At 69.9% G+C, this 24402-nt stretch carries 26 protein-coding genes; 16 read left to right on the top strand and 10 right to left on the bottom strand.

Annotated elements, in window-relative coordinates:
* Positions 1-12 precede the first annotated feature (12 nt).
* Positions 13-273 carry a hypothetical protein gene (locus tag SK803_RS28450; RefSeq protein ID WP_319969194.1) on the bottom strand — a complete coding sequence of 87 codons (261 nt, stop codon included), beginning with the start codon at positions 271-273 and terminating at the stop codon, positions 13-15.
* 124 nt (positions 274-397) lie between these two features.
* On the opposite strand from SK803_RS28450, the gene SK803_RS28445 reads away from it, so the two are divergent.
* The 5 genes from SK803_RS28445 (at position 398) to SK803_RS28425 (ending at position 3743) form a co-directional block, all read left to right on the top strand.
* The gene (locus SK803_RS28445; RefSeq protein WP_319969193.1) at positions 398-1243 is read left to right on the top strand and encodes an NAD(P)H-binding protein; all 846 of its coding nucleotides are present in this window, start codon (positions 398-400) and stop codon (positions 1241-1243) included.
* Between the two features lie 65 nt (positions 1244-1308).
* Entirely contained in the window at positions 1309-1977 is a 669-nt protein-coding gene (locus SK803_RS28440; RefSeq protein WP_319969192.1) for an RraA family protein, read from the top strand.
* Between the two features lie 78 nt (positions 1978-2055).
* Positions 2056-2418, top strand: coding sequence for a hypothetical protein (locus tag SK803_RS28435; protein WP_319969191.1), 363 nt, complete (start codon positions 2056-2058; stop codon positions 2416-2418).
* Entirely contained in the window at positions 2415-3263 is an 849-nt protein-coding gene (locus SK803_RS28430) for a WXG100 family type VII secretion target (RefSeq protein ID WP_319969190.1), read from the top strand. Before SK803_RS28435 ends, SK803_RS28430 begins: the two co-directional genes overlap by 4 nt.
* 36 nt (positions 3264-3299) lie before the next feature.
* Positions 3300-3743, top strand: coding sequence for a hypothetical protein (locus tag SK803_RS28425; RefSeq protein WP_319969189.1), 444 nt, complete (start codon positions 3300-3302; stop codon positions 3741-3743).
* Positions 3744-3746: 3 nt separating this feature from the next.
* On the opposite strand, the gene SK803_RS28420 is transcribed toward SK803_RS28425, so the two are convergent.
* On the bottom strand, positions 3747-4235 hold the full coding sequence (locus SK803_RS28420; protein ID WP_319969188.1) for a MarR family winged helix-turn-helix transcriptional regulator: 489 nt from the start codon (positions 4233-4235) through the stop codon (positions 3747-3749).
* A 111-nt stretch (positions 4236-4346) separates the two neighbouring features.
* Here SK803_RS28420 and SK803_RS28415 point away from each other — a divergent pair, with 111 nt between their 5' ends.
* Positions 4347-5567, top strand: coding sequence for an amidohydrolase family protein (locus SK803_RS28415; RefSeq protein WP_319969187.1), 1221 nt, complete (start codon positions 4347-4349; stop codon positions 5565-5567).
* 45 nt (positions 5568-5612) lie between these two features.
* Here SK803_RS28415 and SK803_RS28410 read toward each other — a convergent pair whose 3' ends face one another.
* Complete coding sequence (locus SK803_RS28410) at positions 5613-5804, bottom strand: hypothetical protein (protein WP_319969186.1); 192 nt, start codon at positions 5802-5804, stop codon at positions 5613-5615.
* A gap of 55 nt (positions 5805-5859) precedes the next feature.
* Positions 5860-9165, bottom strand: coding sequence for an NB-ARC domain-containing protein (locus SK803_RS28405; protein WP_319969185.1), 3306 nt, complete (start codon positions 9163-9165; stop codon positions 5860-5862).
* Between the two features lie 117 nt (positions 9166-9282).
* Here SK803_RS28405 and SK803_RS28400 point away from each other — a divergent pair, with 117 nt between their 5' ends.
* Together SK803_RS28400 and SK803_RS28395 are read left to right on the top strand one after the other, a co-directional pair.
* Positions 9283-9774: an RICIN domain-containing protein gene (locus tag SK803_RS28400; protein ID WP_319969184.1), complete on the top strand. Its 492-nt coding sequence runs from the start codon at positions 9283-9285 to the stop codon at positions 9772-9774.
* Between the two features lie 28 nt (positions 9775-9802).
* A complete protein-coding gene (locus SK803_RS28395; protein ID WP_319969183.1) occupies positions 9803-10147 on the top strand; it encodes a hypothetical protein in 345 nt (114 codons plus the stop codon).
* A gap of 94 nt (positions 10148-10241) precedes the next feature.
* Here SK803_RS28395 and SK803_RS28390 read toward each other — a convergent pair whose 3' ends face one another.
* Positions 10242-10820 carry a hypothetical protein gene (locus SK803_RS28390; RefSeq protein WP_319969182.1) on the bottom strand — a complete coding sequence of 193 codons (579 nt, stop codon included), beginning with the start codon at positions 10818-10820 and terminating at the stop codon, positions 10242-10244.
* A gap of 199 nt (positions 10821-11019) precedes the next feature.
* Between SK803_RS28390 and SK803_RS28385 the strand changes: the two genes are divergently transcribed.
* Genes SK803_RS28385 through add form a run of 3 tightly spaced genes read left to right on the top strand, consistent with a single transcriptional unit; the run spans position 11020 to position 14851 of the window.
* Entirely contained in the window at positions 11020-12462 is a 1443-nt protein-coding gene (locus SK803_RS28385; protein ID WP_319969181.1) for a TldD/PmbA family protein, read from the top strand.
* Complete coding sequence (locus tag SK803_RS28380; RefSeq protein WP_319969180.1) at positions 12459-13826, top strand: metallopeptidase TldD-related protein; 1368 nt, start codon at positions 12459-12461, stop codon at positions 13824-13826. Before SK803_RS28385 ends, SK803_RS28380 begins: the two co-directional genes overlap by 4 nt.
* A complete protein-coding gene (gene add, locus SK803_RS28375) occupies positions 13823-14851 on the top strand; it encodes an adenosine deaminase (protein ID WP_319969179.1) in 1029 nt (342 codons plus the stop codon). The genes SK803_RS28380 and add overlap by 4 nt, the downstream gene beginning before the upstream one ends.
* A gap of 401 nt (positions 14852-15252) precedes the next feature.
* Here the strand turns inward: add and SK803_RS28370 are convergent, their stop codons facing one another.
* The 5 genes from SK803_RS28370 to SK803_RS28350 are packed head-to-tail and all read right to left on the bottom strand — an operon-like array spanning position 15253 to position 20057.
* A complete protein-coding gene (locus SK803_RS28370; protein ID WP_319969178.1) occupies positions 15253-16152 on the bottom strand; it encodes a homocysteine S-methyltransferase family protein in 900 nt (299 codons plus the stop codon).
* Positions 16153-16157: 5 nt separating this feature from the next.
* Positions 16158-17324 (bottom strand): trans-sulfuration enzyme family protein, encoded by a 1167-nt coding sequence (locus tag SK803_RS28365; RefSeq protein ID WP_319969177.1) that lies wholly within the window; start codon positions 17322-17324, stop codon positions 16158-16160.
* A complete protein-coding gene (locus SK803_RS28360; protein WP_319969176.1) occupies positions 17291-18163 on the bottom strand; it encodes a class I SAM-dependent methyltransferase in 873 nt (290 codons plus the stop codon). Before SK803_RS28360 ends, SK803_RS28365 begins: the two co-directional genes overlap by 34 nt.
* Before the next feature lie 8 nt (positions 18164-18171).
* Positions 18172-19413, bottom strand: a complete 1242-nt coding sequence (locus SK803_RS28355) for an aminotransferase class V-fold PLP-dependent enzyme (protein ID WP_319969175.1) — start codon at positions 19411-19413, stop codon at positions 18172-18174.
* Positions 19413-20057, bottom strand: a complete 645-nt coding sequence (locus SK803_RS28350; protein ID WP_319969174.1) for a crotonobetainyl-CoA--carnitine CoA-transferase — start codon at positions 20055-20057, stop codon at positions 19413-19415. Before SK803_RS28350 ends, SK803_RS28355 begins: the two co-directional genes overlap by 1 nt.
* A gap of 115 nt (positions 20058-20172) precedes the next feature.
* On the opposite strand from SK803_RS28350, the gene SK803_RS28345 reads away from it, so the two are divergent.
* The 5 genes from SK803_RS28345 (at position 20173) to SK803_RS28325 (ending at position 24394) form a co-directional block, all read left to right on the top strand.
* Positions 20173-21369 (top strand): DUF885 domain-containing protein, encoded by a 1197-nt coding sequence (locus tag SK803_RS28345; protein WP_319969173.1) that lies wholly within the window; start codon positions 20173-20175, stop codon positions 21367-21369.
* Between the two features lie 82 nt (positions 21370-21451).
* On the top strand, positions 21452-21922 hold the full coding sequence (locus SK803_RS28340) for an SRPBCC family protein (RefSeq protein WP_319969172.1): 471 nt from the start codon (positions 21452-21454) through the stop codon (positions 21920-21922).
* 20 nt (positions 21923-21942) lie between these two features.
* A complete protein-coding gene (locus tag SK803_RS28335; RefSeq protein ID WP_319969171.1) occupies positions 21943-22329 on the top strand; it encodes an ArsR/SmtB family transcription factor in 387 nt (128 codons plus the stop codon).
* 32 nt (positions 22330-22361) lie between these two features.
* Positions 22362-23909: a DHA2 family efflux MFS transporter permease subunit gene (locus SK803_RS28330; RefSeq protein WP_319969170.1), complete on the top strand. Its 1548-nt coding sequence runs from the start codon at positions 22362-22364 to the stop codon at positions 23907-23909.
* Positions 23906-24394: an SRPBCC family protein gene (locus SK803_RS28325; RefSeq protein WP_319969169.1), complete on the top strand. Its 489-nt coding sequence runs from the start codon at positions 23906-23908 to the stop codon at positions 24392-24394. The genes SK803_RS28330 and SK803_RS28325 overlap by 4 nt, the downstream gene beginning before the upstream one ends.
* Positions 24395-24402: the final 8 nt, after the last annotated feature.

Genomic DNA, 24402 nt, shown 5'->3' with positions numbered 1-24402 from the left:
GGCACTCTCATCTCACGGCGCCGCGCCTTTCAGGCAGTCCAGCACGCCCTGGTCCGGCTCCTGGTCGGCGACCTCACCGTCGACGAAGGCCTGCCGCTGCGCCGCGGGCCTGCCCATGTACCAGTCGGCGACGCACTCGACGACCTGCGCCGGCGCGTCCTTGGTGCCGGCGTCGGCCCTGATCTTCGCGATGACGTCCTGCTTCGTCGGTCCGGACTCCGCGCAGGCACCAAGGCACAGCACGAGCAGGACCACCACCCCCAGCTTGCTCATGGCACCCGAGCATAGGAGCAGCTGCCAGTCGCGCGTCCAGCTGTGACGCCGCTCACGGTCCGTCACAACCTGACCGGAGGCGACGTCCTGTGGGCATGACAACGAGCGAAACGGAGCAACCATCATGATCCTGATCACCGGAGCCAACGGCGTCGTGGGACGGCAAGTGATGAAACTGCTGTCGCAGAAGGACATGGCCGTCACCGCGGTCAGTCGCGGTCCCGGCGGCGAGGGGGTCGTCGACGGCGACCTGTTTCGTCCACAGTGGATCGAGCCGGCGTTGGAGGGGGTGGAAGCGATCCAGATCAGCCCGCGTGCCACCGGCCCTGGTCTCGAGGAGCTGCTGGCGCTGGCCGTCAAGCAGGGCGTCCGGCGTGCGGTGCTGCTGTCGGCCACCACCGTGGAGCACCCGGCGGGAGAAGAACGCTTCGCCGCCCAGTTCAAGCTGGCCGAGGATCTCGTCACCCGTTCCGGTCTGGAGTGGACGGTCCTGCGCCTCGCGGACTTCGCCGCCAACGCGCTGGCCTGGGCACCGCAGATCGAGGCAGGCGAGGTGGTCCGCGGCGCGTACGGCAAGGCCGCCACGTCCCCTGTCCACGAAACCGACATCGCGATGGTCGCCGTGCAGGCCCTCCGCGGCAGTGCCCACGCCGGATCGGTCCACACGCTGACGGGACCACAATCGCTGGACCAGTACGAGAAAGTGCGGCTCATCGGCGCCGCCGTCGGCCGGACGCTGTCCTTCCAGGAAGTCCCACCCGAACTGGTGCGGCAGGGCATGCTCGCGCAAGGACTGCCCGAGGAAGTCCCAGCCCGCCTGCTCGGCTCGCTGGCGGACTACGCCGATAGTCCGGGCCCCACCACCAGCACCGTGGAGGACCTGCTGGGCAGGCCCGCGCTCAGCTTCGCCGACTGGGCACGCGACAACGCCTCCGCCTTCACCCGAAGGGGCACGCCCAGGTTCGCCTGAGGCCGCCCGGCCCGAGGTGGAATGGTGGAGAAAGTTCCACCGCCGACACAAGGGGATCGCGCCCAATGCCAGTCAACGACGAACTGCTGGAACGGTTTCTCGCCGTCGACACGACCGCGCTCTGCGACGCCGACCGGACCACGAGGGTCGTGCACAGCGCGATCCGCCCTCGATCCGCGGCGACCCGGATCCTCGGGCCGGCGTTCACGGTCCGATGCCGCGAGGACTTCCTGGCCGTGTTGCGCGCGGTCGAGACAGCCGAGCCCGGTGACGTGATCGTCGTCGACGGCGGAGCACGCGAGACCGCTCTCGGCGGCGAGATGTTCGCGCGGGCGGCATTGGCGCGGTCGCTGGGCGGCATCGTCGTGGACGGCGGCTACCGCGACATGTCCTACGTCTCGACCTGCGCGCTCCCCGTCTACAGCCGGTTCGTCACGCCGCGCGCCGGCACCGCGTCGCAGCTCGGCGAACTCCAGGTTCCGGTCACCTGCGGCGGGGTCGCGGTCAACCCCGGCGATCTGGTTCTCGCTGACGACGAAGGCCTGATCGTCGTCGACCCGCAGCGGGTCGAGTCACTCCTCGACGCCGCGCTGGCCGTCAAGAACACCGAGCGCCGGGTGATCGCCCTGCTCGACGGTGGAGCGACGTTGAGCGACGCGTTCAACGTGGCCGACCACGTCGAGGCTCTCGGGCGCGGTGAGCACTCGGTGTTGCAGGCTCTGGGATCCGGCTGACAGGCAGTCGCGGACGAACGTGATTCGAGTTGCCTATTGGGCTGAATGCGACGGAACCGCACATGGGGGTCGGGCGTCATGTCCGCCATGGGTGAGAAGTTCCACGTCGTGCCAGATGAGCTGCGCGGCTACAGCGGGTTGCTCGAACGTCAGGCCGAGCACTTCCTGACGATCCGGGAGCACGCGATCCTCAAGGGTGGGGACACGTCCGGGTTCACCGGGCTGCTGTCGCTGCTCGACCCCGTCGTGACCGGGGTCGCGCAGCTCTACGGCGAGACGCTCGAGGCCGCGAACACGAAGATGAGCCAGGACGCCGAGTCGTTGGTGAAGTCGGCGCATGTCTACGAGAAGGCGGACGAGATCGCGGTCTGCCTGATCGACACCGCGGGCAAGACCGAGCCGCAGTCCTGGCTGGGGCGGGTCCTGGGGGTGGGCGAATGAGCGGCGGGGTCTGCAACGGCTACCTGGACATTGAAGATCCGAATGTCGCGCTGCGCGCCACGCCGGAAAATCGGCCCGGCCGGCAGACCGTCAAGGAGCTGATCGAGGCCGCCGGGTGGAAGATCCAGGGCGTCAACTGGATCTACCAGCAGGTGACCGGTGACGACCTGGTGCGCGATCTGGTCATGCCGCTGGCGGGTGATTTCGAGAAGATCGACGCGAACGCCGCCGCGTGGGACCGGGTCGCCAAGGCGCTGGACAACGTGCGGCACAACGTGAACAACGGCATCGAGGAGCTCTCGCCGAGCTGGGACGGCGGCGCCGCGCAGAGCTTTGAGAATCGCATGCGCCGCACCTGGACCACGGCGATCGAGTGGGACTCGCAGGTCGCGAAGTTCATCGGTGACCGGTTCAAGAACATGGCGAGCTCGTGCCGGTCGGCCGCGAAGCTCGCGCTGACGCTGCTCGACAAGATCTGCGACAAGCTGATGAAGGCCGCGATGACGGCGTGGATCCCGCTCGTCGGCTGGGGTCGTGCCGTGTGGATGGTCTACGACGTGGTCAACATCGTCGACCAGGTGCGCAAGCTCATCCTGTCCATGCAGACGCTCATCGAGGGCGTCCAGGGCGTGATCAACGGCATCAAGCTGATGGGCACCGCGCTGGCCAAGATCCCTGACGTGCGGGACGTCAACGACTTCTTCGACGTGGTCGACACGTGGCAGGACGGCCAGGAGAAGCTGGGCGACGGCATGTCCGCCGTGGGCAGCGGCGCGTGGGGCGCGGCCAAGGGCGGGTACAAGGCGAACAGCGGGTACGACAAGGCGTTGAAGTACGAGCGCTAGTCGGAGAAGACCACTTCCAGTTCAGGCGGTGAGAAAATGACGTTCCCGTACGACAGCGCTCGTCAGCAGTTGCAGGCGTGGCAGGCGGATCTCGACGCCAGGGGCGCGCGGCTGGAGAAGGTCGCTCTCGAAGCGTCCAAGGTGCAGACCCGCGGCGCCGACCTGTCCCCCGCCGACATCGCCGAGATCGAGAAGTTCGCACGGTCGAAGGACGCGCCGAACGCGCTGAAAGACCTGCAGCGCAAGGTCGACTCCGGCGAGATGTCCTGGCGGGACATCACGTCCGGCAGGGCCGTCAGCGATCCCGATGTGCAACGCGCGATGCAGACCAGCATGCCGTCGCTGAAGCGGGCGTACACGGCGATCAAGGAGGGCCAGAACCTCGACGAGATCGTCGCGGCGGGCCAGCAGCGCACCAGGCCGTCGCGCGGCGACTTCGACGACGACGCACCGAGCGACTTCACCGAGGACGCCTTCTAGCCCTCAGTGGTCAGCGCCTCCGCCGGGGGTGCTCTGGCGGCGTTGCCGGCTCGACCAGTTCGAACTGTCCTGGCTGTAGCGGATCAGGAACCGTGCGAACTGGTCGCGCTCCGCGGCCGTCCACGCGGTCGTGATGAGCTCGAAGACTTCGCGCTGCTCGGAGGCGAAGCGGCTGCGTTCGGCCTCACCGGCGTCGGTGAGCTCGAGGACCGTGCGGCGGCCGTCCTCCTGCGAGACGGCACGCCTGAGCAGGCCGTCCGCGATGCAGGCGGCCACCGTCCGGCTGGCGACGGGCTGAGCGACCCCCATCTCGGCTGCTACGCCGCCCACCGTCATCTCGCCTGGACACTCGTGGACCAGGTTCAGCACGAGGTTGCGGGTGAGGTCCCCACGTCCGGCGGACGTCCTGCGACGCAGCCGTGACAGTGCGGGCCCGACCTGGTCGAGCAGGCCTTCGCCGTCGCCGGCCCCAGGCCGGGGCGAGTTGCTCATCCATCCACTCTAGCAACTGCAAACCGGAGTGCATCTTCATACCTTCCGTATTTACATAGCTTAAGGTATGTGCTTCAGTGGTGGTGCTACCCACCACGAACAAGGCAGGCCATGACCACGACCACCATCACCGGCGCCAGGGTCTTCGACGGCGAAAAGATCCTGGGCGTCACCAACGTGTCCGTTGAGGACGGAAAGATCGTCCGGATCGGACGGGAGGTACCCGCCGGAACCGAAGTGGTCGACGGGACCGGCGCGACACTGCTGCCGGGCCTGATCGACGCCCACGTGCACACCAGTCCGGAATCCCTCGCGCTGGCGCTCCGCTTCGGCGTGACCACCGAACTGGAGATGCAGGGCGTCAACACGCGCGACCGGCGTACCGGCATCAGTGAGAACGACGCGGTCGCCGACGTGCGCTCGGCAGGCTTCGGCCTCACGCCTCCGGGCGGCCATCCCAGCGAACTGTTCCCGCCGGGCTTCAACCCCGGCGGCGAGGGAGGTCCGCCCACCGGCGAGCCGCCGTTCCAGCCGGACGCCACGAGTCCGGAGGGCGCCGCGGCATCGATCCCCAGGCTGCTCGCTCACGGCTCGGACTACGTCAAGTTCATGATCGACGACGGCAGTGTCGAGGGGCACCCCGGTCTTCCGATGATCGACCAGGCCACCCTGAACGCGGGCGTGGCCGAGGCCAGGAGGTACGGCGCGCTCACCGTCGCCCACACGCTGACCATCGACGCCACCAGGATGGCGGTGGAAGCCGGAATCGACGGCCTGGCGCACCTGTTCGTCGAGCCCCACACCGACGAGATCATCGCCATGGTCAAGGACGCCGGCATGTTCGTCGTGCCCTGCGCGGTCCTCAACGCCTCCCTCATGGGCATCACCGGCGACGAGCTCGCCGACGACCCGCGAGTCGCCTCCCGGCTGGACGAGGACTGGGACAAGACCCTGCGCTCCAGCTTCAACCGCTACCCGCAAGGCGACATCGAGGACGTCCTGACGACCATCAAGGTCCTCAGCGACGCCGGCGTCGACGTCCTGGTGGGCACCGACGCGTCCCTTCCGCTGCCGTTCCTCGGCGGCCTCGCCCACGGCGCCAGCGTCCACCACGAACTGCAGTACCTGGTGCGGGCCGGACTCACGCCGGCACAGGCCCTGCGCGCCGCTACCGCCACGACGGCCCGCCGCTTCGCGCTGACCGACCGCGGCCGCATCGCCGAAGGCCTGCGCGCCGACCTCCTCCTCGTCGACGGAGACCCCACCACCACGATCTCGGACACCCTCAACACGCGTGCCGTCTGGCGCAGTGGCGTTCGCCTCGATCGCTGAACGCCTCCACCGTCCACTGTGAACCGCGCCGTGCCGGGCGGGTGATCACCCGCGGTTCTTGCGGTAGCTCAAGAAGAGCGCGATGCCGCTGGCGAGGACGACCAGCCCGAAGGCGGCGCTGATGAACACGCTCAGGCCGAGGGCCTGCGTGGTGATGTTGGCCGCGAGGCTGCCGACCAGGAGCGCGGCGAGCAGCGCCCGGTTGCGGGTGGACGAGGAGTTCAGTTCCTTTGTCATGGCACCGAGTCTGGTTGTTTTCGCCGGCCTCGCCGATACCGCAGGCTTCCCTGTGTCAGGTGGAGCAGGCTCCACCTCGGTTGCGCGGAACGCGCAGGAGATACAGACCCGCGTCCCCCACGACCGCGAGCCGGTTCCCATCGGGATCGAACGAGGCGTCCCGCAGACGACCGTTGACCTTGATCCAGCCCACGGGACGAAGCCCTTCGATCTCGTAGAGGCCGAGCAGGCCGGAGCGCGTCACCACCGCCACGTGGTGGTCGCTTGCTGTCAGCTTGTCCGCTGTGGAACTCAGCTCGAAGTCTTCCGCGCTCAACTGCGCGGTGGCTGCCCGCTCACCGGTGGCGAGGTCCCAGACGATGATTTCCGCTGCCGTGTAAGCACTGTCCTCCGCCAGGGACACGAGGCGGGACTCGTCCGGGGTGAAGCACAGCGAAGCCCACCTCGTCGCGGCCGGCTTTTCCAAGGCGCGCACAGGTTCTCGCTGGCCCGTGCGCAGGATCTTGATGGCACCGAACCAGAACGCGACCGCGCGCTGCGACTCGCTGGAGGCGAACTCGACCACGGGGTGCAGTTCGTACATCGCGGGTTCTATCCCGGCAGCCTCCGCCCGTTCACGGTCATTGGTAACTGGAGGTGTCCCGAAGGGATAAGAAGGTTCTTGCCGCGGTGGTTCGTCCGGCCTGTCGAGATCGATCAGCGCCCATTGGCCGTGACGTCGAACAGCCAGCTGCCGCCCATCAGGACTCCAGCGCACGGCGTCGAGCGCGCGTCCACTCGGGTCCTGCTCCGCCGAGTTCTCGGGCCGCCACACTTTCACCACGGGGGCACCGGCCGTGGCCACCATCGTGCCGGACCGGAGCCACACGAGGTCGTCGTGCATGCTTTCGTCGATGCCGCAGTCGATCCTGCCGACGAGGTCCACCTCCCCCGCCTCCAGCCGCGGATCGGGCGGGACCCGCCACGTCACCAGACTCGCCGCCCGGTGCCGGTCACTGCGGTACGAACTGAGAGACCGACCGTCCGGCGACCATCCTGCGGCGTGATAGATCAGCAGTTCTGCAGGCGATTCGCTCCACAGAACGGTCTGACCGCGCGGGTCCAGGATCATCAGACTGTCGCGTGTGGACAGTGCAAGCGAAGTGCCGCGGGGCCGCCACTCAAGTCTCACACGCACGCCCAGGAAATCCTCGTGGCGCCATGCAATCACGTCAGACGAAGAGACCGGATCCCGCCACCACAGCAGGCGCCGGTCGGTCGACAAGGCCGCGAGGCCGTGCTCGCCGTGCCAGTCGAGCGCGATGACGTGGGCGGGCCCGTTCGCCGCAGGAGGTTTCAGGCGAACCGGTTCACCGCCCACGACCGGCCACAGCCCGACCTCCTCCGTCGAGGAGACCGCGAGGCTGGAGGAGTCCGGGGACCAGGCGATCGCCACCGGACTGCCGGCCGAACGACCGCGTGATCCGAAGGCGGTCACCTCGTCGCCGGTGCCCGCGTCGAAGATCAGGACGGTGAACAGCTGTGACCACTCGTCACTGTCGTCCCGGAATCGGCTTGTCCGGCCAACTACGGCGATGAACGCACCGTTCGGGCTCCACCGCAGCGTGTCCAGTGCCGCGTCCGGTACGACGATGACGTTCGTCTCGCTCCAGGTCCGCGTGTCCCAGATCCGGACGGTGGTGTCGTAGGAACCGGCGGTGGCTATCAAGTGCCCGTCCGGATGGCACGTGATGGACGCGGCAGGTCCGCGGTGCCCTGCGAGAACCCTGGCCAGGGCAGCACTGTCAACGCAGTCGGGAAAGGGACGCAGCGGAGCCCATCCGCCTTCGCCGACCACCTCCGGGACGTGGGACGTGCGCTCCAGCAGCTCCGGACGGCTGACCAGCCGGCTGTGCAGGGTGAGCGCGAGGTCGCGGTGGTTCTGATGACCGACGAACAGATGAGCCTCCTGCCGCAGCATCGAAGCCAGTGTCGCGGTGTGACCATCGGCCGGACACACGGTCGAGTACGTGGTGACATCGGCTTCGAACGCCAGAGGTCCGCCGGTCCACATGCGCTCGACCTGATACCGCATGTCGAGCAGCAGGCTGCCGAGCTCGTCAGCGCGACCTGCCTGGACGAGGTGGTACGCGAGCTGGTCGGCGAGCGGGCTCTCCGGCAGGACGTGCCATCCCTGGTTCGGACAGGCCAGCAAAGCCGCGCTGACCGCTGACATCTCCGGTGAACGGTTCTCGCGCAGCGCCTCGCGGGTCACGTCGTGCAACCGGATCCCCGAGGCGGATCCCGAAGCCAGGCAACGACGGACGAAGCGGTCGCATTCGATCCGCGTGTGCACGGCGCCGAGCTGCCACAGCTGCTCCAGCCAGGCGAACGGAACCAACGCACCCTGCGGGAAGGCCGCGATCGACCTGAGCCGGTCGACGCTGGCCGCACCGGCGGAATCGGCGAGGTCCGCGAGACTCAGCTCCAGGGTGGTCGCGATGCCGCGGCGCAGCTCCACGTCGGAAAGCTGGTCCGCGGAGGTGATTCCGTGCCGGTCGAGTTCGGTGACCACACCGCGCACCGCTTCGGCGACGGGAAGGCCGTGCTGGGTCACCAGGCTCCGCAGGGTGCCGCCGAGCATCGTCAGTGCCAGCGGCCACCGTCCGACCCGCGCGGCCAGCGGGCCGACGTGTGCCGCCGCGTCGTCCGGCAGGTCCACGCTCAAGATCGCCCGAGCTTCCTCGTCATCAAGCGCGTCGACGGTCACGCTGGTGCCGTCCACCAGACCGCGGTTGCGGGTGGTCACCAAACGGACGCACTGCGGCCCGTCACTCAGGAACGGATCCACCGCATCGCCGGCCCAGGTGTCGTCCAGGACGAGGAGCAGCCGGCGGGTGGCGAGGACGTCGCGGAATGCCTCCGCCGCGGCGGGAACAGTCGCGAAAACACGCGGTGCGGTGCCGGCCACCAGTGCCGTCACGTCGCTGAGCAACGACGCGAGCCGCTGTTCGGACGGATTGCGGCCCAGCTCGACCCACAGCACACCGTCGGAGAAACGCTCGCGGACGGCGGGCTGGTGGCAGGCCCAGGTCGCCATCGACGTCTTGCCGAATCCGCCGAGGCCGCACAGCACCACCGGGCGGCCCCCACCGGCGGTGGGCTCCAGCAACGCCTCCAGCAGCTGGTCGCCGAGGTGGACGCGTTCGGTGAAGTTGGCCGGTGGACGCGGCGCCATGAACGGAGCAGCGGGTGACGGCTTGGTCCGATCACCCATCACCAGGTCGCCGAGAACGGTGCCGATCTGCACGACGCTGTCCGCCGAACCGGAGACCTCGTTGTGGACAGCACCGGCTGGTTTCTCGTGCTCCGCCCCCGCCATTCGACCATTGTCGCCGACGGGCCGATCGGGTTCGACCTCGCTCGCGTGTCAGCGCGGTGTCAGCGCTCGCTCATAGCGTTCCGAGCGACCCGCCCGACCACGCAACCCGGGGTTTCGATGTCTCGCTTCGGCAGAATTGTTCTCGCTGGTCTCGCAAGTGCCGCCACCGCCGTCGCGGTCGCGCCGCCGGCCACCGCGGCGACCTACTACAACCTGGTCAACTACAAGAGCAACCGGTGCATGTCCGTCGAGAACGGCGGCAGCACGGCCAACGGCGCCAACATCATCCAGTGGAGCTGCAACGACGGCTCCGAGCAGCTCTGGTACCGAGTCGGCGACCAGCTCAAGAACCGCAAGAGCGGCAAGTGCCTGTCCGTCTCCGGCGGTGGCAGCACGGCGAACGGCGCCGAGCTGATCCAGTGGAGCTGCAACGGCGGCTTCGAACAGATGTGGACGCCGTCGGACGGCTACCTGGTCAACCACAAGAGCGGCAAGGTCGCCTCGACCTCCGGCGGCAGCACCGCCAACGGCGCCAAGGTGATCCAGTGGTCCGCCAACGGCGGCGGCGAGCAGGGCTGGCAGTTCGTCGCCCGCGTGATCGACGCCTGATCTCCACTCAACCGAACTGGGGTTTCTCATGCTTCTCAACGCTGCCAAGAAAATCGGCATCGCGATCGTCGTCGCCGCCGGTGTGAGCCTGCTCGCCGCCTCCCCCGCCTCGGCCGCACAGCAGTGCGCGGACCTGAGGGGCCCGGAGGGCGGCACGCTGCCGCTGTGCAAGTCGTGGAACTGGGACGGCAACGACCACGACGGCAAGTGGTGGACGAACGGCCCGTCATCCCTGCCGTCGCACACGTACCTGCAGCGTCGCGAGGACGGTGTCGTGAAGAACTCGGCCTACTCCGGCAGTTACAACGACGTCAGCAAGATCTCGTTCCGGCTTTGCGACAGCGTCACCGGCCGCTGCTCCGGCTGGTGGTGATCTCCCGCTTCCCGGTGGGAGACGCGGAACGAAGCAGGGTTCCGGACGTCCGGAGCCCTGCTTTCCGCGCGCCGTCCAGGTTTCCGGTGTGCAGTCAGGCCCTGGTCCACAGGTTGACGTCGCTGCTGGTCGCCACCACCAGCGTCATCCCGGACGGGGAGAAGCCGGCAGCACGCAGTTCCGAATAGCGCGAATGGTAGATGTGCCACCAGGTCTCGCCGTGCTCCCCACCGGTGTAGGGACTCCCCGTCGACAACAGCACGCGCTCGTTCGGCCAGTCCGGGCTGGCGACGTCCACCGACCAACCCTCGGCGCCGGTGTGCAGACCACCGCCCTCCTGCCCGGCCATCGGCACACGACGCCGCGCGATCGGCCCGATTCCCTGGCACGTCAGGTCGTTGTCGTCCGGCCAGCCCGAATCAGGCTCGTTGTCGCGGGCCAGGCGCTCACCGGTGACGGTGTCGAACAGGCCGAGCCCGCGGGTGGACGCCACCAGCAGCAGGTCGCGGCCACTGCCGGGATCAGTGGCGAATCCAACGCCGAGCAGTCCGCCGACAGCGATCACGTGGGAGTCGGCTGGGCGCCAGGGCGGGGGCGCCGGCACCGTCGGCGCGGCCAGGAACTTCGCCCGCAGGCCCAGTTGACGGTCGGTGAGCGAGAGATCCTCCGGCATTCCGGGAGTATGCCGGAGCCGGAAAACCAAGCGCCGTTTGACCTGTCGCGTTCACCAGACTGGCCGGAGTCTCCCCTGCGCGCACTGGTGGACAGCCGCGGCGACCAGGGCGTGGCCGACGCGATCGAGCGCGGCGCCCCTGCTGGTGCTGGCACGTACAACGGTGGCAGATCACTTAACAAATCGATAGCGTTACCTCATGGACGTTCGCAGCTTCTCCGCCGCCGCGCTCGACCACGCCCGCCGCGCGGGCATCCGGTGCGCATCAGTTCGGGTGGACGAGGTGCGCAAGTCCGAGCTGCTCCTGCTCGACGGCGTCGTCTGGTCGATGCACGACCGCGTCGAGGCAGGACTGTCCGTGCGGGTGTGGCACGAGGGTGCCTGGGGTTTCGCGGCCGACGGGAATGGCGGGAACGCGCGGTCCGTCGTGGATCGGGCGCTGCGGATGGCCAGGCACTGCGCCAAGATCGGGTCGCGGGAGGCGGAGCCGGTGGACGAGCCTGCGCACGGCGAGGTCGAGTGGTCGTCGGGTTTTCGGCTCAATCCCTTTGAGGTGCCCGAATCCGCGCGGGTGGCGTTGCTCGCGGACTGGAGTGCGCGGTTGCTCGCGGCGCGGGTGGTCGAGCACGTCCGGGCCGGGGTGGTGGCGGTGCAGGAACGCAAGCATTACGCCGATCTCGACGGGACCACCGCCACGCAGCAGCGGGTGCGGGTGCATCCCCAGGTCACGGTGATGGGGTCGGTGGCGTCGGTGCGGACGCAGGGGCCTCCGGTCGCGCGCGGGTGGGAGTACCTCACCGGCGACGGCTGGGACTGGGACGCCGAACTCGCCGCGCTGCCGGAACTGCTGGAGGGCAAGCAATGCGCAGTGCCGGTCACCGCGGGCACGTACGACCTGGTGATCGCGCCCTCGAACCTCTGGCTCACCGTGCACGAGTCGGTCGGCCACGCGACGGAGCTCGACCGGGCGCTCGGACACGAGGCTTCCTACGCGGGTTCCACATTCGTGCGTCCGGAGGACGTCGGGTCGCTTCGCTACGGCTCTGACCTGATGAACGTGACGGCCGACCGGACCACGCCGCACGCGCTCGCGACGGTCGGCTTCGACGACGAGGGGGTGGCCGCGCAGTCGTGGGACCTGGTGCGCGACGGCGTGCTCGTCGGCGTGCAGACCGATCGGCGGACGGCGGCCGTGGTGGGCGCGGCGAGGTCGACCGGATGCGCGTTCGCCGAGTCCGCGTTGCGTCCGGTGCTGGCGCGGATGCCGAACGTCTCGCTCGCACCGGCGGACGGCGGGCCGACCACCGAGGAGTTGATCTCCACCGTGACGGACGGCATCTACCTCGCCGGCGCGGACAGCTGGTCGATCGACTCACGGCGGCACAACTTCCAGTTCACCGCGCAGCAGGCGTACCGGATCTCCGGCGGGCAGCTGGCCGGACAGCTCAGCGGAGTCGCCTACCAGTCGGCGACGCCGGACTTCTGGAACGCGCTGTCCGCGGTGGGCGGCCGGGAGACGTACCAGGTCTTCGGTGCCGACCTGTGCGGCAAGGGCCAGCCGGTGCAGGCGGCCGCGACGAGCCACGGCTGCCCGGCCGCGTTGTTCGCCGGCGTTCGGGTCGTGAACACGGGTGCAGCGTGAAGGCCCCGCAGGAGATCGCCGAGACGGCGCTGGCCGCACCCGGCACGGGCGAGCGAATCGTGATCGTCGACGACGTCTCGTCGGTGCACCTGCGCTGGGCGGACAATTCGTTGACCAGCAACGGTGAGGTGCGGTCCCGCACCCTCACGGTCATCGCACTCGACGCGGGGACCGGAATCGTGTCGCAGGAAGGCGCGCTGGACGACGAGGTGATCCGCGATGTCGTGACACGGGCCTGTGCCGCGGCACGGCGGGTGCCACCCGCACCGGACGCGCATCCGTTGCCCCGTAGCGCCGTTGTCTCACCGCACTGGTTCGATGAACCACCGTGCACGTCGATCACGACGCTGGACCCGCTCGTCGACGAGCTGTCCGAGGCGTTCGGAAGGGCGCGCGCGACTCGCACGCGGCTGTTCGGCTACGCCGGTCACGAGCTGCGCACCACGTGGCTGGCGACGTCGACCGGCCTGCGGCTGCGGCACACCCAGCCCACCGGCGTGCTGGACCTCACCGGCCGCGACCACGAGCAGACCAGGTCGAGCTGGACGGGTCTCGACGTCACCGACTTCAGCGCACCCGGCCTGCTGCGGTGCTGCGAGCTGCTGGAGACCCGGCTGGACTGGTCGCAGCGCCGGACAGAACTGCCGCCCGACCGCTACGACGTGATCCTCTCGCCGTCCTGCGTCGCGGATCTGATGACGCACCTGCACCTCTCGTCCGCCGCACGGGACGCGCTGCACGGTGTCTCGGTGTTCAGCAAGCCCGGCCAGAACACCCGCGTCGGCGAACGGCTCGCCGACGTCCCGCTGACCCTGTACAGCGACCCGGCCGAGCCCGGCCTCACCTGCGCACCGTTCACCATCGCGCGCGGCGGTTCGGCGGCATCGGTCTACGACAACGGGATGTCGTTGCGGCGCAGTGACTGGATCACCGACGGCGTCCTCACCGCACTGGTCCACAGCAGACACTCGGCCCGCGAGACGGGCGCCGAACTCACGCCGGAGACCGGCAACCTCGTGCTGTCCGGTCACGCCACCGGCACACTCGAGGACCTGGTGTCGGACACCCGGCGCGGGCTGCTGCTCACCTCGCTGTGGTACCTGCGCGACGTCGACCCCCGCCGCCTGCTGCTCACCGGTCTCACCCGCGACGGTGTGCACGTGATCGACCGCGGCGAGATCTCCGGTGCCTGCAACGACTTCCGGTTCAACGAGAGCCCGGTCGAGCTGCTCGGCCGGGTCGACGCGATGAGCCACACGGAACGAACCCTGCCCAGGGAGTGGGGCGACCAGGAGTTCCGCACCGCGATGCCCGCGCTCAGGGTGCGCGACTTCGCCATGTCGTCCGTGAGCCGATCGGTGTGAACGCCTACGTCACGGCTCTGCCCAAGGCCGAACTCCACGTGCACCTGCTGGGCGCGGCGAGTCGCACGACGGTCGCCGCGCTGGCCGCACGCCATCCCGGCCGGGGAGTTCCCTCCGACCCCGCCGCGCTCGCGAGGTACTACGAGTTCGCCGGCTTCGACCACTTCGCGGAGGTCTACACCGCGGTCAACCGGCTCGTGACGACACCGCAGGACGTCGTCACCCTCGTCGACGGCCTGGCGGCCGACCTGAGCGCGGGCAACGTGCGCTACGCGGAGGTGACCGTCACGCCGCTGTCCCACCTCAAGGCGGGCATCGGCGAACGCGAGCTGGCCGAGGCGCTCGACACCGGCCGGCAGGCGGCACGCGGGCACGGCGTCGACATCGCCTGGATCTTCGACATCTCCGGTGACGACGGCCCGGCGGCGGGCGAGGCCACCGTGCGCTGGATCCTGCGCCACGGACCCCCGGACACAGTCGCGCTAGGCCTCGGCGGCCCCGAGCACGGTGTGCCGCGCCGTCTCTTCCAGCCGCACTTCGCCACCGCACGCGCCGCCGGGCTGCGCAGCGTGCCCCACGCGGGCGAGACCACCGGCCCCGCCGAGGTGTGGTCCGCGCTGACCGATCTCCGCGCGGACCGGATCGGCCACGGCATCGGCGCGGCCACGAGCCCTGCGCTGCTGGACCGCCTCGCCGGCGACGGGGTCGCACTGGAGGTCTGCCCCACCTCCAACCTGCGCACCGGTGTCGTGCCCACCCTGAGCGCGCACCCGCTGCCGCTGCTCGTGGCGGCGGGTGTCCCGGTCGCGCTGGGCAGCGACGACCCCGGCATGTTCGGCACGACACTCGTCCAGGAGTACCTGATCTGCCAACAGGAGTTCGCGCTCGATCCCGCCGAACTCGCCCGCGCCGCGGTGCGGGCCGCGTTCTGCCCGCCTGCCACCCGCCGCCGGCTGCTCGTCCAGATCGACGCCGTAGCACGGGCTTTCAAGCCAGACGCACACCCACCGACGGCACCACGCTGACCGCCGCCGTTGGGTGTTCCGGGGTGCAGCCGCACCAAGCCGCACCGACCGGCGGCACCACGCGACCACCCCCACCAAGTGTTCCCGAGTGCAGCCGCAACAGTCGCCGACCAGCCGCAGCAGGCTGCTCGCCGAGATCGACGCCGTAGCGCGCTCACTCAAGCCAGACGCACACCCACCGACGGCGCCACGCTGACCACCCCCACCAGTGCTCCGGGGTGCAACCGCCCGCCACCCGCCGCATGCTGCTCACCGAGATCGACGCCGCGGCACGCTCACTCAAGCCAGACGCACACCCACCGGCGGCACCAGGCTGACCACCCCCGCCAGGTGTTCCGGAGTGCAACCGCCCACCACCCGCCGCAAGCCGCTCGCCAAGATCAACGCCGCGGCCCGCTCACTCAAGCCAGACGCACACCCACCGACGGCACCACGCTGACCGCCGCCGCCAGGTGCTCCGGAGTGCAGCCGCAGCAGCCGCCGACCACGCTCGCACCGAGCTCCTCGACCCAGTACCGCACCGACGCGGCGAACTCCTCCGGCGTCGCGGAGGACGGCAGCACCTCGTCCACGTCCGTCCACTGTGGAACCCCGCTGCGGTCCTCCAGGTTCGGGTATCCTCCGAAGACACCGGGGCCGTTGCCCGCCAGCGTTTCGAGACAACGGGTCGTGTCCGCCGGCGTCGTGCAGTTGACCAGCACGGCCTCGGCGCCCGCGCTCTCGGCGAGCCGGGCCGCGGCCGCCAGGTCCTCGCCGGACAGCAGCCGCGTTCCTTCGCACACGAAGCTGACCCACGCGCGGAGGCCGGCGGCCCTGACCTCCTCCACCGCGATCACCGCCTCTCGGGTCGTGTTCATCGTCTCGACGAGCACGAGGTCCGCGCGGGCGCGGGAAAGCTCGGTCGCGAGCCATCGGTGCTCGGTGCGCAGGTCGTCGTCGGGCGGCACGAGATCAGGCCGGTAGCAGTCCTCCACCGGCGCCATCGACCCGGCCACCTCCACCCCCGGCACGTCCGCGGCCAGCCGCGCGGCCTGCGCTACGCCGACCGCGGCGTGCACCATCCAGCCGAGGCCGGCGGCGTCGAGGCCGTTGGCGCGCAAGGCACGCAGGTTGCACCGGAAGGTCGCGGCGGTGATCACCCGCGCGCCGGCCGTGACGAACCGCTCGTGGATGCCGCGCAGCACCGTCCGGTTCGCGTCCGTCAGCAGCGCTCGCGTCGTCCACCACGGTGCGCGCACGGCGAGTCCGGCGCGACGCAGCTCCGTGGCGACACCGCCGTCGAGCCACACAGGTCCGGTCATGACGATCAGCTCCTCCCCCGCTCCAGCGCGGCACACAGGTCCTCGACCAGATCGGCAGGGTCCTCGAGCCCGGCCGAGACACGGATCAGGTCGTCGGTGAGCCCGGCGCTCAGCCGGACGTCCCGCGGTATCGGGCGATGGCTCATCAGCGCGGGACACTCGATGAACGAGCGGACTCCGCCGAGGCTCACCGCCGCGGTGAACAGCCGTGTCGAGGCGAGCAGCTTCTCCACGTCACCTCGGTAGGTGAAGCTGAGCATCGCTCCCGGTTCCGTCATCTGCCGCGCCGCCACCTCGTGGCCGGGATGGGACGGCAGCCCCGGATAGTGCACCGCGCCCACGAGCGGGGAGGACTCCAGTGCCGCGGCGAGCGCGCGGGCGTTGGCCACCTGGCGGGCGATCCGCACCGAGAGGGTCTGCACGCCGCGATGGACCAGGAAGCAGTCGAACGCCCCCGGCACGGCGCCGGTGACGGTGCGGTGCGCGGCAAGACGCTGGTACACATCGGGATCGTCGAGCACCAGTGCCCCGCCGATGACGTCGGAGTGGCCCGCGACGAACTTCGTCGTGCTGTACAGGCTGATGTCCGCGCCCTCGGCGATCGGCCGCTGCAGCGCCGGACTGGCGAAGGTGTTGTCCACGACGATGGTCACCGACCCGGCCAGCGCTCTCAGCCCGGCGATGTCGCTGATCTTCATCAGCGGGTTCGTCGGCGTCTCCACCCACACCAGCGCCGGCCGCGGGGACAACGCCCGCTCGGCGGCGCGCGGGTCGGCGAGATCGGCCTGCGAGACGACGACGCCGTACCTGCGCCAGATCTCGAACAACGCGTGCGTGCCGCCGTACACGTCGTCGGAGGCAACCACGCGGTCACCAGGACCGAGCAGCGACAGCACGGCCGCCCCCGCCGCCTGCCCGGACGCGAACGCCAGCGCGAACTCCGCGTCCTCCAACGCCGCGAGACACGCCTCCAGCGCCTCCCGCGTCGGGTTCTCACCGCGCGCGTAGAAGTACCGCGGCGGATCCTCGGCGAACCGGTCGTAGGTCACCGCGACGTGGACCGGTGCGACCACATCACCCGTACCCGTGCGCGTGTCCCACCCGGAGTGGACGAGCCTCGTGTCGAACCGCACCGGGGTCAGCACCCGGACGGCTTGACCGCCCGCAGGCACAACGCCTTGCTGGGCAGCAGAATCCGGCCGTCCGCACCCCGATGTCCCGCGGCGGCGTCGCCGATCAGGGCCCAGGTCTCCTCGTCGTCGTCCGTGCCGAAGCGCTCGCGCAGCATGCCCCTGATGAACGGCGGGGTGACCGCCTTGTTGAACGCGACGTAGGCCTCGGCGGAGTCGAGGCTGAACGGCACCTCGAACTCGGTCACCGAGACGTCCGTGAACCCCGCCGCACGCAGGCCGTCCGTCACCTCGTCCGGATCCGCCATGCTGAACGGGCCCGGCGCTGCCGGGGGTGGCGCCGGGAGCTCCAGCCGGCGCACCAGCACCTGGAAGCCGAGCGACATCATCGGTGCCGTCTCCGGTGGTCCCCACGCCGACGCGGCGAGCACGCCTCCCTGCCGCAGCACACGCGCGAGCGAGCGGTAGGCCGCGGGCCGGTCCGGCGCGAACATCAGGCCCCACCTGCTCAGCGCCACGTCGAACGCGTTGGCGGGGAAGTCGAGCGACTCGGCGTCACCGACGAAGAACTCGACGTTGTCCACTCCGGACGCCCGGCGGCGCGCCAGTGCGATCATGTCCGGCGCGATGTCCACGCCGACGACCCGGCCGGTCGGGCCGACGACGCCCGCCGCGCTCAGCGCCGGCTCGCCCACGCCGGTGCCGACGTCGAGCACCCGCATGCCGGGTCGCACACCGCCGAGCTCGAGCAGCCGCGCCGTCATCACGGCCGCGCCGCACTCGAAGCTGTCCACAATGGACAACCAGCCCTCGCTGATGGCGTTCCAGCTGTCGCGCTGCTGTTCCTTGAACCGGACCGGGTCGAACTCCGTCGCAGTCATGACACCTCTCAGAGGAAACGCGTGGTGGGGTGATCCGTGGTCCACGTGCCCGGCTGCACGGTCTTGAGCACGGACCTGACGTACTCGATCTCCTCGACCGTGTTGTAGACCGCGAACGAGAGGCGCACCGTGCCGACCAGGCCGAGGTCGTCCAGGAACGTGCTGGCGCAGTGCACGCCGCAGCGGACCGCGACGCCGTGCGCGTCGAGGTGCGCGCCGACGTCGTAGGGGTGGATCCCCCGCACCGAGAGCGACACGATCCCGCACGGGAGATCGCCGGGATCGCCGACGACGTCGACGTTGCCGAGATCCGCCACCGCCTCGAGCGTCGCCTCGACCAGTTCCGCGTCGTGCGCCCGCACCGCCTCCCAGCCCAGGCCGCGCAGGTAGTCCAGTCCCGCCGCCAGCCCGACCGCTCCCGCCACGTTCGGCGTGCCCGCCTCGAACCTGGCCGGCGCCCCGACGTAGCGGACGGGCTCGGTGGTGCTGACGCCCTTCACGGTGCCGCCGCCGACGCGGAACGGCGGCATGTCCTCCAGCAGCGAAGACCGGCTGTACAGCACACCGATCCCCATCGGCCCGTAGACCTTGTGCCCGGAAAAGCAGTAGAAGTCCGCGTCGAGATCCCGCACATCAACGGGCAGGTGCGCGACCGCCTGCGCACCGTCGACGAGCACCAGGACGCCGTGCCGATGAGCGACGGCGGCCATCTCCCGCACCGGGTTCACGGTGCCGAGCACGTTCGAGACGTGCGCGACCGCGGCGATCCGCACGCGCGGGCCCATCGCCGCGGCGAAGTCCGCGAGCTCCACCCTGCCCAGCGGCCCCACCGGGACGACCACCAGCTCCGCGCCCTTCGCCTCGCAGAGCCTGCGCCACGGCAGGAGGTTGCTGTTGTGCTCCATGCCGCTCACCACCACCTGGTCACCGGGACCGACGATCCGGCCGCCGACGGTGTCCGCGACCAGGTTCGTCGCGTCCGTGGTGTTCATGGTGAAGACGATCTCCCCGGCCCCGGCGCCGATCATGTCCGCGACCGCGGACCTGGCGTGCTCGTAGCACTCGGTGGCGGCCAGCGCGAGCGAGTGGTAGCCGCGGCCGACGTTGCTGTTCGAGGTGGTGTAGTAGCCGATCTCCGCGTCGAGCACGGACCTCGGTTTCTGCGTGGTGGCGGCGTTGTCCAGGTACACCGGCGCGCCCGCGCCGCACAGCAGCGGGAAGTCCTCGCGAACGGTCAGCGGCAGGCTCATCACGGCTCCCCGTGGTCGAAGAGACTGTGGAAGTGGTCGAGGAAACGGCGTTCGTAGGCGAAGACCTTCTGTTCGGCGTACGGGCGGCGTGGTGCGGGAAGATGGCCGTACGGGCCGTAGAAGAACCAGCAGATCTGCCCGATCTGCTCGGTGAACAGCACGGTGTGCGCCGGCTCCGGGAAGGTGCTCATGTGCCCGCGGGTGGCCAGGAACTCCCCGCGCGGCCCGAACCCGTGTCCTCCCAGCACATGGCCGTGGATGTCGTGCACCACGCGGAACACGTCGTTGTGGGTCAGCTCCACACCGTCGGCGACGACACCCGAGAGGCGGCGCAGCGGGTGGGGCGCGGTGCTGGGCCCTGGGCCGTGCCCCGAACTGGTCAGGAACAGTTTCAGCACACCGGTTTCGCGCACCTGTGCGCGCAGGTCGGCGGAGTCGCGGTACGGCTGTCCGGCACCGCGCCACGGCACCACCCGGATGCCACTGTCCACAACGGACTCGAACTGCCGTCTGCTCTCCTGCTGGAACGCCTCGTACCCGACTGCGAGCTCCGGATCCGGTGCGAACAACGGCGCATGCTCGTAGACCTCCGCCACCTCGCGGCAGAAGTCCTCGTCGAGCCGGACGCGCACCTGGATCGCCACCACCCCCGCGTAGCTACCGGTTCATGAAGTGCTTCCCCATCCTGCGCCCTTGTCGCCCGCGCTCGCAACCCGTTATGTTCAAGAACGTATAGCGACCTATCTCGCCGGAGGTGTCATGATCGAGCCAGAGGTGCGCGACTACCTCCTGCTGGGCCTGCGCATCGGCAGGCACGTCGAGGGCTACGTCGACTGCTGGTTCGGCGACGCGGAGGTCGCCCGCCGGGCGGAGACCGAACCGCTGCCGGCACCCGCCCAGCTCGCCGCGGACGCCGAGGACATCACCCGGCGGGTCGCCGACAGCGACCTCGGCCCGGCACGGCAGCGCTTCCTGCTGGCGCAGCTCACCGCCATGCGGTGCACCTCGCGGCTGCTGGCCGGCGAGAGCACGGCGTTCCTCGACGAGGTGCAGGCCTACTTCGGGGTGGAGATCGCCCCCGGTGACACCGACAGCTACGCGCAGGCGCACGGCGAGATCGCCGAACTGCTGCCGGGAAAGGGCGATCTGCGCGGGCGCCTGGAACTGTTCCACGAGCAGAACACGATCCCCGCAGCCCGACTGCGGGCCGCCGTACAGGCGGTCTCCGACGAGCTGCGACCGATCGTGCGTTCCACCTACGGCCTGCCCGAACGCGAACACGTGCAATACGAGGTGGTGCGCGACAAGCCTTGGAACGCGTTCAACCGCTACCACGGCGACTTCCGCTCCACCGTGACGCTCAACGCGGAGGCCGGCCGCAACCTCGCCGCGCTTCCGCTGCTCGCCACGCACGAGTCCTATCCGGGACACCACGCCGAGCACTGCCTCAAGGAGGCGGTGCTCGTCCGCGAGCGCGGCCAGGCCGAGCACACCATCTCGCTGGTGAACACACCGCAGTGCCTGCTCGCCGAAGGCGCCGCCGAACGCGCGCTCTGGGCGTCACTCGGCAACGGCTGGGGCGGGTGGACCGAGCGGGCGCTGGCCGAGCAGGGCGTGCGGATCGACGGGGAGCTCCTCGAACGCGTGCTCCGCCCGTGGTCGCTGCTGCTGCCCGTGCGCCAGGACGCCGCGATCATGCTGCACGACCGGGGCGCGGACCCCGAGGACGTCGCCGAGTACATCGGCCGCTGGCTGCTCCTGCCGGAGGAGCGGGCCCGCCAGATGCTGAGGTTCCTGACCGACCCGCTGTGGCGGGCGTACACGGTCAGCTACATCGAAGGAGCGCGGCTGGTCTCGCGGTGGCTCGGACCGCACGACGACGGCGAGGTCGTGACCGGCCGTTTCCGGCGGCTGCTCACCGAACCACTGCTCCCCTCCGAGCTCGCGATTCCATGATCGCAACCATGTGGTTGCGCATTCCGTCACGGTGTGCCACGCTCGGATGACGAGGTCCTGTCGCAGAAAGGCGACCACGCGGATGCGTTCCAACGACATCAGCCCCCCGGCCCAGATCGACAAGGAGATCCACATCGACGCGCCGGTCGAACGGGTGTGGGCGGTGCTGACCGAGCCCAAGCAGATCGGACGCTGGTTCGGCAACGGCGACCCCGTCGAGGGCGATCTCTCCCCCGGCGGCCGCGTCGTCTTCGACCACAGCGAGAACGGCGTCTTCCCGTCGCGGATCGAGAAGATGGAACCTCACCGGTTCTTCTCCTTCTGGTGGCCGAGCGGATTTCCCGGCGAGGAGCCCGTCGAGGGCAACGCCACGCTGGTCGAGTTCACGCTCACGCCGGACGGAGCGGGCACCCGGCTGCGGGTGACCGAACGCGGGTTCTCCTCCGTCGACGTGCCGCCCGCCCCGCAGCGCTGGCTCGCGCAGCGCAACAGCTTCGGGTGGGGCTTCAAGGTCGAGGAGATCCGTGAGCTCGCCGAACAGGACGCGGTGTAACCGCCTGCCGAGGAGCCGAGATGCCTGAACACCTCGAGCACGAGGTGGAGGACTCCGTCGAGATCGTGTTCGGCGCACTGGCCGACCACACCCGGCGGCAGATCCTCGAGGCGGTCGCCGCGAACGGCGGGGTCACCGCGACCGGACTCGCCGCCGTGCTGCCGGTCACCAGGCAGGCGGTGGTCAAGCACCTCGCCGTGCTCGACCGGGCCGGGCTGGTCGAGGGGGCCAAGCACGGCCGTGAGGTCCGCTATCACGTGCGGCCGGAACGGCTCAGCGCCACCGCCCGCTGGATCACCGTGCGCGCCGCCGCGTGGGACCGCCGGCTCGCCGTCATCAAGCAACTGGCCGAAAGCGGCACCGACGAGCCGCCGGTGCCCGGTGCGGAGGGCGCGACACCGGACTGAGCCGGGACGTTCGCGACGTCAGGGGAGGAACGATGGATCGGACCACAGCCAACCAACCAACCGTCAGGCAAGGCAGTCCGTGGCTCGTCCTGGTGGCGCTCGCGATCGGCGTCATGATGGAGGCGATGGACTCCACGGTGATCACCGTGGCCAACCCGGCGATCTCGGCCGAGATGAACGCCGGACTACCCGCGCTGCAATGGCTCGCCAACGGTTACATGATCACCCAGGCGGTGCTGCTGATCGCCGCCGGCAAGCTCGGCGACCGGTTCGGGCACCGCCGGATGTTCTTCATCGGACTGGTCGGCTTCGTCGTGGCGTCCGTGCTGGTCGGCGTCTCGCAGACGATCACCCAGATGATCGGCTTCCGGCTGCTCCAGGGCGCCTTCAGCGCGTTGCTGCTGCCCAGCGCGATGGGTCTGCTGCGGCTGGTGTTCCCGCCGGAGAAGCTGAAGATGGCGATCGGCGCGTTCATGAGCGCGTTCGTCGTCGGCGGCGTGATCGGCCCGCTGGTCGGCGGCGCCATCGTCAACGTCACCACCTGGCGCTGGGTGTTCTTCATCAACGTCGGCCTCGGCGCGATCGCGTTCGTGATGGGCCTGCTGACCCTGCGCCGCACTCCGGTGATCTCCGAGCCGCGCCCGCTCGACCTCCCCGGCATCGCGCTGCTGACGGCGGCGATGCTGAGCCTCGTTCTCGCCATCACGCAGGGCCCGTTCCGCGGCTGGACGAGCGCGTTCACCCTGGTGTGCCTCGTGCTCGCGGTGGTGTTCGGCACGTTGTTCGTGCTGCGCGAGCGGTCCGTCGACGCGCCCGCGCTGCCGCTGTCGATGTTCCGCACCGGGCCCGTGTCGGCGAGCGTGCTGGCCACCATGATCACCGGCGGACTGTCGTTCGGCTCCTGGTTCTACGTCATGCTGTACCTGCAGAACGTGCACGGCTACCGGCCGCTGCAGGCGGCGCTGTTCCTGTTGCCGGTCACCATCCTGTTCGTGGTGGGCTCCCCGATCGGCGGCGGTCTCAACCAGAAGTTCGGGCCGAAGGTCCCGATGCTCGCGGGCATGCTGCTGGTCGCGATCGGCGCGTTCGGGCTGTCGCAGCTCACGGCCTCCTCCCCGTACCTGGCGATCTGGCCGTTCCTGGCGCTCACCGGCCTCGGCGTGAGCTTCGTCGTCCCGACCGCGACCGAGGTCATCGTGAGCCACGCGCCGGTGGAGATGGCCGGTGTCGCGTCCGGTCTCGGCCAGACCGCGTTGCTGGGCGGCAACATCCTCGGCATCGCCGTCATCGGCGCGATCATCTCCGGCCGGGTGACGGCGACGCTTCCCGGCCATCTCGCCGACGAGGGGGCGCCGGCGGAGGTCGCGACCGCGCTGCTCGGCCAGGCGAGCCATGTGGCGGAGGGCCGGGTTCCCGAGATGGCCGGGCAGTCGGCCGACGCGATGCGCCAGATCGTCGCGGCGGCGCACTCCGCGTTCATGGACGGCATGAACGTCGCACTGCTGGTGACCGCCATCGTCGTCGTCCTCGCGATGGGGCTGATCTCGTTGGTGCGCAAGGCTCCCGTGGAGGCACCATGACCACCTCGTTCACCTACGCCAGCTACATCAGGACCGACCCCGGCACCTTGTGGGACATGCTCACCGACCCCGAGCTGACACCGGACTACTGGTTCGACTCACGGGTCGAGTCCGACTGGCGGATCGGTTCGCAGGTCAGGCTGGTCGGGCCGGACGGCAGGCTGTGGGACCACGGCGAAGTGCTGGAGTGCGCACCGCCGCGGCGGCTGTCCTTCACCTGGATCACCGTGATGGACGACTTCGCGGGCGAGCCGCCGAGCCGGCTCTCGTTCGACATCGAGCCGGTCGGTGAGGACGTGCGGCTCACCGTCACGCACGACGGTTTCCAGCCGGGCAGCGCACTGCTGGACAGCATCGCCGAGGGATGGCCGCAGCTGGTGTGCAGTCTCAAGAGCCTGCTGGAGACCGGCCGGCCGCTCGCGGTGTCCACACCGGACCCGAAGTACCTGGCCTCCCCCGGTGACGGTGGACAAGCCGCGCAATAGCTATATAT

It is taken from the genome of Lentzea miocenica (assembly GCF_033949945.1).
GTDB lineage: Bacteria > Actinomycetota > Actinomycetes > Mycobacteriales > Pseudonocardiaceae > Lentzea > Lentzea miocenica.
The sequence above is the reverse complement of the archived record's forward strand: the minus strand, read 5'-3'. Positions and strand labels throughout refer to the sequence as shown.

What these genes read in the sequence shown, in the direction of transcription:
- SK803_RS28450 (WP_319969194.1), bottom strand. Translation starts at nt 273, where the DNA reads ATGAGCAAGCTGGGGGTGGTGGTCCTGCTCGTGCTGTGCCTTGGTGCC.
- SK803_RS28445 (WP_319969193.1), top strand. Translation starts at nt 398, where the DNA reads ATGATCCTGATCACCGGAGCCAACGGCGTCGTGGGACGGCAAGTGATG.
- SK803_RS28440 (WP_319969192.1), top strand. Translation starts at nt 1,309, where the DNA reads ATGCCAGTCAACGACGAACTGCTGGAACGGTTTCTCGCCGTCGACACG.
- SK803_RS28435 (WP_319969191.1), top strand. Translation starts at nt 2,056, where the DNA reads ATGTCCGCCATGGGTGAGAAGTTCCACGTCGTGCCAGATGAGCTGCGC.
- SK803_RS28430 (WP_319969190.1), top strand. Translation starts at nt 2,415, where the DNA reads ATGAGCGGCGGGGTCTGCAACGGCTACCTGGACATTGAAGATCCGAAT.
- SK803_RS28425 (WP_319969189.1), top strand. Translation starts at nt 3,300, where the DNA reads ATGACGTTCCCGTACGACAGCGCTCGTCAGCAGTTGCAGGCGTGGCAG.
- SK803_RS28420 (WP_319969188.1), bottom strand. Translation starts at nt 4,235, where the DNA reads ATGAGCAACTCGCCCCGGCCTGGGGCCGGCGACGGCGAAGGCCTGCTC.
- SK803_RS28415 (WP_319969187.1), top strand. Translation starts at nt 4,347, where the DNA reads ATGACCACGACCACCATCACCGGCGCCAGGGTCTTCGACGGCGAAAAG.
- SK803_RS28410 (WP_319969186.1), bottom strand. Translation starts at nt 5,804, where the DNA reads ATGACAAAGGAACTGAACTCCTCGTCCACCCGCAACCGGGCGCTGCTC.
- SK803_RS28405 (WP_319969185.1), bottom strand. Translation starts at nt 9,165, where the DNA reads ATGGCGGGGGCGGAGCACGAGAAACCAGCCGGTGCTGTCCACAACGAG.
- SK803_RS28400 (WP_319969184.1), top strand. Translation starts at nt 9,283, where the DNA reads ATGTCTCGCTTCGGCAGAATTGTTCTCGCTGGTCTCGCAAGTGCCGCC.
- SK803_RS28395 (WP_319969183.1), top strand. Translation starts at nt 9,803, where the DNA reads ATGCTTCTCAACGCTGCCAAGAAAATCGGCATCGCGATCGTCGTCGCC.
- SK803_RS28390 (WP_319969182.1), bottom strand. Translation starts at nt 10,820, where the DNA reads ATGCCGGAGGATCTCTCGCTCACCGACCGTCAACTGGGCCTGCGGGCG.
- SK803_RS28385 (WP_319969181.1), top strand. Translation starts at nt 11,020, where the DNA reads ATGGACGTTCGCAGCTTCTCCGCCGCCGCGCTCGACCACGCCCGCCGC.
- SK803_RS28370 (WP_319969178.1), bottom strand. Translation starts at nt 16,152, where the DNA reads ATGACCGGACCTGTGTGGCTCGACGGCGGTGTCGCCACGGAGCTGCGT.
- SK803_RS28360 (WP_319969176.1), bottom strand. Translation starts at nt 18,163, where the DNA reads ATGACTGCGACGGAGTTCGACCCGGTCCGGTTCAAGGAACAGCAGCGC.
- SK803_RS28355 (WP_319969175.1), bottom strand. Translation starts at nt 19,413, where the DNA reads ATGAGCCTGCCGCTGACCGTTCGCGAGGACTTCCCGCTGCTGTGCGGC.
- SK803_RS28345 (WP_319969173.1), top strand. Translation starts at nt 20,173, where the DNA reads ATGATCGAGCCAGAGGTGCGCGACTACCTCCTGCTGGGCCTGCGCATC.
- SK803_RS28340 (WP_319969172.1), top strand. Translation starts at nt 21,452, where the DNA reads ATGCGTTCCAACGACATCAGCCCCCCGGCCCAGATCGACAAGGAGATC.
- SK803_RS28335 (WP_319969171.1), top strand. Translation starts at nt 21,943, where the DNA reads ATGCCTGAACACCTCGAGCACGAGGTGGAGGACTCCGTCGAGATCGTG.
- SK803_RS28330 (WP_319969170.1), top strand. Translation starts at nt 22,362, where the DNA reads ATGGATCGGACCACAGCCAACCAACCAACCGTCAGGCAAGGCAGTCCG.
- SK803_RS28325 (WP_319969169.1), top strand. Translation starts at nt 23,906, where the DNA reads ATGACCACCTCGTTCACCTACGCCAGCTACATCAGGACCGACCCCGGC.